The organism is Methanoregula sp. (genome assembly GCF_049518935.1).
GTDB lineage: Archaea > Halobacteriota > Methanomicrobia > Methanomicrobiales > Methanospirillaceae > Methanoregula.
The window spans coordinates 101,653-110,150 of record NZ_JBEKRH010000007.1 but is presented as its reverse complement, the minus strand read 5'-3'; the positions used below and the strand labels follow the sequence as shown (position 1 = coordinate 110,150).

The 8,498-nt window shown below is 48.1% G+C and carries 8 protein-coding genes; 6 read left to right on the top strand and 2 right to left on the bottom strand.

The genetic code is table 11. The annotated features are described in order from the left end of the window. Positions 1–156 precede the first annotated feature (156 nt). From ABSE13_RS06840 to ABSE13_RS06815, 6 genes are all read left to right on the top strand, one after another. Positions 157–711 (top strand): hypothetical protein, encoded by a 555-nt coding sequence (locus tag ABSE13_RS06840; protein WP_424027763.1) that lies wholly within the window; start codon positions 157–159, stop codon positions 709–711. Positions 712–736: 25 nt separating this feature from the next. Next, positions 737–2,539 (top strand): lamin tail domain-containing protein, encoded by a 1,803-nt coding sequence (locus ABSE13_RS06835; protein ID WP_424027762.1) that lies wholly within the window; start codon positions 737–739, stop codon positions 2,537–2,539. 445 nt (positions 2,540–2,984) lie between these two features. After that, positions 2,985–3,485, top strand: a complete 501-nt coding sequence (locus ABSE13_RS06830) for a flavodoxin domain-containing protein (protein ID WP_424027761.1) — start codon at positions 2,985–2,987, stop codon at positions 3,483–3,485. 1,839 nt (positions 3,486–5,324) lie between these two features. Beyond that, on the top strand, positions 5,325–5,480 hold the full coding sequence (locus ABSE13_RS06825; RefSeq protein ID WP_424027760.1) for a hypothetical protein: 156 nt from the start codon (positions 5,325–5,327) through the stop codon (positions 5,478–5,480). Between the two features lies 1 nt (position 5,481). Further along, positions 5,482–6,003, top strand: coding sequence for a GNAT family N-acetyltransferase (locus ABSE13_RS06820; protein WP_424027759.1), 522 nt, complete (start codon positions 5,482–5,484; stop codon positions 6,001–6,003). 393 nt (positions 6,004–6,396) lie between these two features. Then, entirely contained in the window at positions 6,397–6,654 is a 258-nt protein-coding gene (locus ABSE13_RS06815; protein WP_424027758.1) for a helix-turn-helix domain-containing protein, read from the top strand. Between the two features lie 109 nt (positions 6,655–6,763). Here ABSE13_RS06815 and ABSE13_RS13150 read toward each other — a convergent pair whose 3' ends face one another. Together ABSE13_RS13150 and ABSE13_RS06805 are read right to left on the bottom strand one after the other, a co-directional pair. Next, a complete protein-coding gene (locus tag ABSE13_RS13150) occupies positions 6,764–7,153 on the bottom strand; it encodes a ubiquitination-like system serine protease family protein (protein WP_490356173.1) in 390 nt (129 codons plus the stop codon). Then, positions 7,150–8,358, bottom strand: a complete 1,209-nt coding sequence (locus ABSE13_RS06805; RefSeq protein ID WP_424027757.1) for a HesA/MoeB/ThiF family protein — start codon at positions 8,356–8,358, stop codon at positions 7,150–7,152. Before ABSE13_RS06805 ends, ABSE13_RS13150 begins: the two co-directional genes overlap by 4 nt. Positions 8,359–8,498: the final 140 nt, after the last annotated feature.

Sequence of the window (8,498 nt, the reverse complement as noted above, 5' to 3'; positions counted from 1 at the left end):
AGCCGGAGGTTGTTCCACAGAAGAAGAGGACGGGTCCACCTACCGTACAAGTCAGATGGCCCGCATCCTGCCCGTAGGCATGAGATCATTATCTTCCATTCCTATGAAGGTTTTCCCATGCCATCGAGCGTAGCATATGAAAGGAGGTATGAAAAAATGCAACTACGCAAATGGAGCGTCGTCCTGCTGGCACTGCTGCTGGCAGCGATGGCGCTGGTACCGATGGTGAATGCAGTAAGCCCGGATACGGGAGTTGTGACCAGACATTTGTCACCGGAAGAAGGAGCAAAGATTACCGGGGCAAATCCGGATAAAGATATTGGTGTCGGAGGATTGCTCACCACACGAACCGCTCTCCCGTCCGGTGTAACATCCGCTCTGGCATCGACTGCACCCTCATGGAGTGCTTATACGGATCTATGGGTACCGTTCTTCACAGCAAGTAAAGATTACACAGGTTATTCACGGTCGAGGACAAGTGCCGGTCTTGCATATGATATTGACAAAATTGGCATAAGAGGACGTGTCTGGAGAGACGGTTCTCTCTATTATGACCAGACCCAGACAAATTATAATTCGGCTGATGCACAGCTGAGCTATGAATATGCCGGATTATATACCGGGGGTACCTGGGATGCCAGGTCAGATCACACGTTCGAACTCTCGGGATATACATCCTGGTATCCGGTAACAACGGATACCTTAACCTAATTTTTTTTCATGTTCAGGTGAAAAAATGCGGACCCGGCTGAAAGTATATGCCTGTATAGCTCTTTTTGGTCTTTTTATTATGTGTTGTTCCCTGATCATTGCCGATATTCCTCATGGTGAGGGGAGCGCATTGTGGACCATGGCGATCAATTCTTCGGATAACAATACACGGTACTCAACAACATATAACGAGGCAAGAGTTCCGGAAAGTTTCGGCGTAGGTATCTTCCCGTCCCCGGTGATGGATACGAAAAAAAATGTGACCGGTACAAGAAAAATTGCATCCGGCGATTCATACCAGGACTACCTTTACGTCAGTAACCAGATGAAAACCGGAAACGATTTCCTGATTTTTTGTCTTCTGGATTACCAGCAAATCCCGTTTGAACTGGAAAATTCAAGCGCCAGCGTTCACCAGACAATCCATCTCGAACCATACCAGGAATCATTCTATAGATTCAAAATACCGCCGATGAAAGAGGGATTTCATGATTTCGAGATATTCCTTGTGATGAAACCCGGTGAACATTCACTGAATAATGCATTCCGGCTGAGTACGGACAACGCATATCTCGGAAGCGAACGGGTAAATATTCTTGTCGGGGATGAGGACATATCTCCCGGGACGCAATGCAGACTCTACGACGGCCCGACACTGTCATGCGGCCGTGATTACGTTCTCAACGATGGCATGCTCGTCACGGAAAAACCCTGCGACAACAAGGCATTGCTCTCATCGAATGTCACCCCTTCCGAAATGTATGATTATTCGGTGAATATTGCAGCGGATAGTAACTATCCGGTATCGGTGGCCATAGTCCCTCTGCTCGATTATTACCAGGTCCCGCTTATGAACAATTCGGATGACAAGGTTGCATTTTTCAACCTGGGCACGGGTCAGAAAATGGCGATCCCGGTAAATGTCCGTGTTCCACATGATGAGGGCATTCACGAGCTGATGGTACTCTGGATTCCCCGGCCCTGTCAACCGGTTGACAAGGATGCCGGAAGTACTGAGCATTATCACCAGTGGCCTGATCCGGAGCCGAGTGTCCGTGTCGGCCTGAATGTGAAAAAAGCAGGGTTGACTTCTTTTTCCGGTTGTACGGATACTATTCAGATCTTTGGCAATTCATCGGTGGGTGAAACTGCTGTGGTTCCCCAGCATACATTCATCTCTCCCCCGTCGCACACCTCAGATTTCTACAGGATTTCCGTTTCTGGTTTTTTCCCCCGGAAAGATACGGTCAGTATTTCGAACAACGGAAGTATCCCCGTTTCCCTGTATGGGTGGAAACTGATCGCTGAACCTAGCAACCTGAAATTCATATTGCCCGGATTTTCGATCTCCCCGGAAAAATCGGTGATGGTATATCTGAATAAATCAGGGACAAATACCGGGGACGAACTATTCTTCAGAGACGGGGCATTAACAGGAAACATCAGCTCCATTGGATTATACGACGATCGGGGAAACCGGATTGTTTACATCGGGCGGGATGACCCAGTTCCTGAACTGAGCTTACTGACAGAACAAAATGTGAGCAGTCCTGTCACAAGTCCACCGGAAAATAAAACTGCTGTTGCGATCGGCATTGCTCTCAACGATAGTTCGGTCAGGACACATCTGACGGGGCCGTGGACGATCACGGATGTCAGTCTTAATGCAGGAGTAACATTTGCCCATGACGGGAGGGAAGAATCCTTTCGCACGCCGGTTGTAATCTTTGATACGGAATCCCGGGTTGTGGACGTATATGTGGATATGGAGAACCGTTCTGTCGTGTATATTTCCGAATCTCCGAAGAGGGTTCCGATGCACAGTTGAGTCGATATAATGAATGATGGAAATCCCCCATGACTAAATCTCAGACTTTTTTGTGGTGCTGGCAGTTCTTTTTGGCATAATTTTCATTTCAAATATGGCGGGGAAGTTTGTTGTCGGCCTGAATGCCAGACTGGGACAGATTGTGATATTTTTGTCCATTTTATGGGGTATGATCATCTCGTATGTTCTCGAATTATTTTCAAAAAAATTTCCCTGATTCTGTATCCCTGTTTCTCATTTTTTTCATATACCGGGGGCATTTTGGAGTTTTGACGAGGAATGCTAAGGGCGCATTGTGCTGTGCCTGAGCCGCGATCTCTTCACGAAGCACTATCTCCGGCCCGGGTACTTCTGCGTCACACCTTGGACTCAGGAATACCCTGCGTCGGTCATCCAACCCTTAATCACCCCGACCATCCTATCCCCTTGCAGGGTGACCAGTCCAATGGCAAAAATCCTCGTTGCCTATGCATCGAAACAGGGGTCGACTGCGGAAATTGCGCAGGCGATAGCAAAAGAGTTGCAGGCCGCCGGCCACAGCGCTGATGCAGCAGACGTCGCGAGCGTCGTATCGCTTGCGGGATATGCAGGAGTCGTTATCGGTGGGCCGATGTACATGGGGCATATCGATCCCCGGGTGGGAAAATTCGTGAAGCGCCATGCGGGCGAGCTTGCGAAGCTACCGGTCGCCGGGTTCGTCGTCTGCCTTGCCGCGGTTTCGAAGGACCCGGAGGGAATGGCATGGGCACAGAAAGCGCTCCGCAAGGCTCTTGCTCCGGCCCAGCCGGTCGCGGAAACGATCTTCGCAGGGAAGCTCGAGCCGGAGAAACTCTCGTGGTTCCAGCGCTGGATCATAAAGAGGGTGAACTCACCGGTCGGGGATTTCCGCGACTGGGATGCGATCTCGGCCTGGGGCCGGGAGCTGCCCGGGAAGATGGGGGTGTGAGGGAGTCACCTGCTCTGCCGCCGGAGAAACAGCCCGACCTGGAGTAGTTCGAAGAACTCTTACGAGTTCTTCTCGTACTCTCACAGTCCTGATGGCCAGTGAGAGTACCTCCCATCCGGGGTCATTTCAGCCTCCGTTTCCTTCTTCCGGATGCCGGACAGACAACATTTCACCAAAAAGAAGCACCCTGTTTTCCGGGAACGGCCATTTCAGCCCCTGAATCCCGATCTGACATATAAAGCGGGTCCGGAAAAAACCACATTTAGCAACGCTACAGCAGCCGATCGTCCCTGAAGACATGCTGGGGCAAGGCCAGATGAAAGGAACCCTGTTTTTCAAGATCAAAATCACGTCGGAAAGTACGTGTTTTCTGTCGTGCACCGACGTGAAACGATCATCCGGACCCCCTGTTTGTGAAAAACTTCCAGGAGTTTCGCACCAGACAGGGTGTCGGTGGATCCCAATCCGGGCCCTGTACGAGCCCGGATTCCGGGTTTAGATCAATTATGACCGGCCGAATTCACATTTTTTTCCACCCCATCACCGGAATTCCCGATATACTCCGTTATTACGGGAAACGGAGCGATTTCCACGCGAAAAAACCAGCGTATTTTATTCCCTTTTGGAGGGTGGAAAAACGAGGGGGCGCCCCAAAAGAGCGGGGGGCGTCAGGATGAGGCTGCGGGGGTTTTGGCGAGCCTCACCGGCAGCGTTACAGGCGGCCCGGACACATGCCTTATCCAAAACCCGTGCGACCCTCTTTTCGCCCGCCCAAAAGGGCCCATTAGGGCTTGGTCCGGAGCACGGTCGGTTTACGACGTGAAAACTGCCAGAATCTGTCATTTGAGATCCGTTTAAGACACGCGTTTTTGCATTTGGGACACGGTCGGGTCCCGGAATTGGCAAAACGGAGCGTATTACGGGCCCGGATTCGGGTATCCCAAATTAACGGTCATGGAGCCCCTTTGGTTCGGGAAAATGTGCAGGGGAAGGGGAAAACCTGACCCTCTTAATTTTTCCGCGTCCAAATGCTGCTAATTATTACCTCATATTTTTCGACGTGAAAATGACCCGGAGGGGATGAATTATTACCGCATTTTCCGGAATTATTACCTCTGTTTCCGGAAATAGTGGGAATCGGAGCCCGTATAATTGAGATTGGGGGGGTACTCTTATTTTCCATAAGGGATGTGAGAGTTTTCTAAAAAATGGGAGATCCTCGACAAAGAATCTCCCGGATGGGGTGCAGGAGAGGGAGCGTAGCAAGGGCGGTGCTGAACCGAATTACCCTAACCGGCACCTGGCTTGCGTGAGAGCACCCTGGTTTTGGGAATTTTTTTTATGAAAGAAGTTTCGAGAAAAAGAGTGTGACAAAGGAAATCCGGGAAATCCCGCGGGTAGGATTCTGAAGTTTTTTTCACTCGTCCATTCAGGGACAGTTTCACACCACTCACGCCTTATCTTCATAACCGACCCGGGAAGATTACCGGCTAACAGACATTTTTCCGGAAATTCTTACGTTGCCGGGGAGATTTACCATGGCAAAGATCAATGTGCTCGACCGGGAAGTGGGAGTAGTAGTTGAGAATGATGAAGATTACATCTGCATCACCGATATCGCACGCCACAAGAATGCCTAGAACACTGACGATCTTATCCGGAGCTGGCTCCGGAACCGCAATACGGTTGAGTTTCTTGGCATCTGGGAGCAAATCAACAACCCGGATTTTAATCCCGTCCAATTCGACGGGTTTAGAAAACAGGCAGGACTTAACGGTTTCACCGTTACATTAAAGAATATTATAGTAGTATAGTAAATGGAACACAAGGTTGTCAATTATGGCGAAACACATTGAGCTGGAAACAGTTTTGCGAGGTGAAGAGGCACGGGCATTCAACGAATACGTCAAAGCACCGGAACAATGCTTCACTTCAGAGAGCCGTACGCTGTTCCGTGAAGCCCGGCAACTCTCGAAAACCTGGCCGAAACAATAACATGAATATCGATCTCACCTCCCTCGTTTTTTCAAAATTAACTGATGACTCAGACGTATCGATGTTTACGTGTTCTGACTCGGAAGATCTTGAAGATTTTTTAAGAAACGATGCAAAAACCCGGCAGCATGAAAAAATCAGCACAACTTATCTCGTCCATTCCGGTACCGAGCTTGTCGGATTTTTTTCTTTGTCAATGGGTTGTATTGTTTCCGATCATGTAAAGAAAATGTTGCCAGCGGTTGAGGAGCCGCCACAGAAATATCCGGCCCTGCTTCTCGCGAGGATGGCAACACGTGACGGAATGCGTGGGCAGGGGGTCGGGTATGAGATGCTGAAGCATGTCTTTGCCCTTGCATTTATTCTCACAGATCAGATCGGATGCAGGTTCGTGAAAGTCGATGCGAAGAAGGATCCCCGGACCATCAGGTTCTATGAGACGTATGGGGGTTTTGTAAAGATAACGGAAGGTGACGATACCGTGCAGATGGTTGTCGATATCAATAAGATCGTCGATGAATAATCCGGATTTTTTCATTCTTTAAAGAAAACTCTATTTCATTTTTTTCTGTATCCGTGCGTATTCGGGTTTTGGGAATCCGGATACAGCGGCCGATCATTCCTGATGATGAGTGTGGGAAGAGCCGGTCAAAAGGAACCCCGCTTTCGAGCGTCAGGGATCTCCCGCAAAAATCGCCGGTGTCTGGTGAAGCCCTTCGAAGTGACAATGTTCGACGTCAGAACATTTTGTTAAAGCCGGGGGTGGCCACTCCGGGAATTTTTCACATCCACTTTATTGATTTATTTCACCAGGCACCGGATAGATATTGGCGGCGGGAGGGGATAATATTTACCACATCAATGCAACATCATCATTACGTCAATTCATCAAATTAATCTCCCCATTTTTCATTAAATGTTTGACCTCGTGAGTTTTGTCGGTAGGGGGAAGACCAGGAGACTAGTACTCAAAGCTCTTAACAAACCCAATTCACCGACAGATCTTGCCAAACAACTAGGTATGGACCGTTCGACGATCAGCAGAGTTATGATTGAACTTACCGAAAAGGGACTCGTTGAATGCCTGACCCCGGATGAACACACGGGCCGGTATTACCGGATAACCGAGACCGGGAAAAAAGTTGTTGCAATTATTGAGGGGAAAGGGGAATAATTTCTCCAGTAATTGAGGATACGCGTATCGAGTGTGGAATAAGAATTTGTGAGTTTAAAAATATAGAATTTCTTCGAGATAATCTAAATTCACAATATCTTTAGAGTCACTACGTTCCACGTTTATATTGAGGGACCCAATCTATCTTTCCATTGCGTACGAAGAAATGACTTCGACAACCATCTCGACGGCGAATTGATGGTGTAAGTGTTACTGAACCATCGGGATGCTCCTTAACACTCCAGCGAGGTCTGTATTTTTTTGAAAAATTAAGAGTTATTACATCCCCACAGCCACAGGGACATAACATGCCACCGGCCCATAGATTATCTTTCTCACGGATGAGATAGATCTTGAAAGGTTCATAAACATCAGGAAATTCATCTACCTGCTCGTACTTGAATAATATGGGTTTCGGTTGGGGACTACGACTGAAGTAATGAACAGGGTATGAAATTATTTCCCGGGTCTTTCGCCAAAATGAATTCGGTTTGCTCACGTAATTCCCTCGTCACTGAGTAAAGGCATTTCTAAAAGCGGATACACATCGCCTTTTCCAATATTATTGAAAAACATACCGGATGGAGATTCTTCCGCATCCCGCCTAGTGAAGCCATGAAAAAAACTTGTACTTGCCATTGCAAAATTCTTATTATCATCTGATCGATATGGATGAAGTCGCGCAAGAAACTCGTTTACAGCCGTGCTTGCTATCTGCATGTTAATACTGATAACCGCTGGCCGATCTACAGCCACACCCCGGATATATCCAGCTTCTACCTGCTCTCGATATGCTTTTGGATTTGTCCGAAGAAGGCCGGCTGACTTCAGCTGTTCGAGTGTGTAAAGGCCGCGATCATTCAACGTGGTACCGTCTGGTCTAATGTAATTTACCACTCCAAATGCGCCATTTATTCCTCCTTCCCCATCAGCATCAAGTCTTACACCGAGATCAAAGTAGGGTAATACGTAAAAAGACGCGAGGCGATTAAGACGATGGCGTCCTTCTACACCGTCCATACATCCGAAAATGACATCACACTCAGCAATTTTTTTCACCGCTTCTGGGGTTGCGAGATCCTCTGGAATAATTTCAACTTCAGTTCCAAACCCCATTTCCGTGATAGCACGCGACATAACTTCAACCTTAAGACGCCCCAAAACTGCATCCTCGTGTGTCGAATTTAATATTCGATTCAGATTTTTCTCCTCTACTTTGTCCGGATCAACGAGTACAAAGCGCCCTACTCCAAGACGAGCAAGTTGCTCGATAACAGGACTTCCGGTTCCCGAACAACCCACAACCGCAACAGCCATCTCTCGCAGCTTCCGGGTTGTGCCTAATCCAAAGAGTTGAGCATGTCGTTGTGTGAATGATGGAAGTTTTCCAATGTCATTTGCTGTCCAAAAGTGCAGGTTATCTCCGGGAACGAGAATAGAATCGAGTTGTTGAAACGTACCATCTGGTAAGATGGCCCGTCCAAACATTGTGCCATCCTCATCGGGAAGCATTATGGCACTGGCATGAGGAAAAGTGCTATCGGTCCAGCCAAAAACTGAATCGAACAATTCGCCGTCTGATTTATCATCCAATGTAGAAAACTGCGGAAATCCATTAGGATGACTATGAACTTTCAGAATGGCTAGATCTTCACGAGTGGCTTTTGCGAGAAGTGGAATTATACTATCCGTAGACCATGTCACTTGGTTGGGGGAGCGCACTTTGCATTCATTATAAGATATAGGAATGAAGGATTGAGCAGTGAGGCAATGATGCGAATCGCTTTTCCGCCTCCCACAGAGAACTAGCGCTATAGCTTCCAAGCCATCTCCAGGAAAAAGGT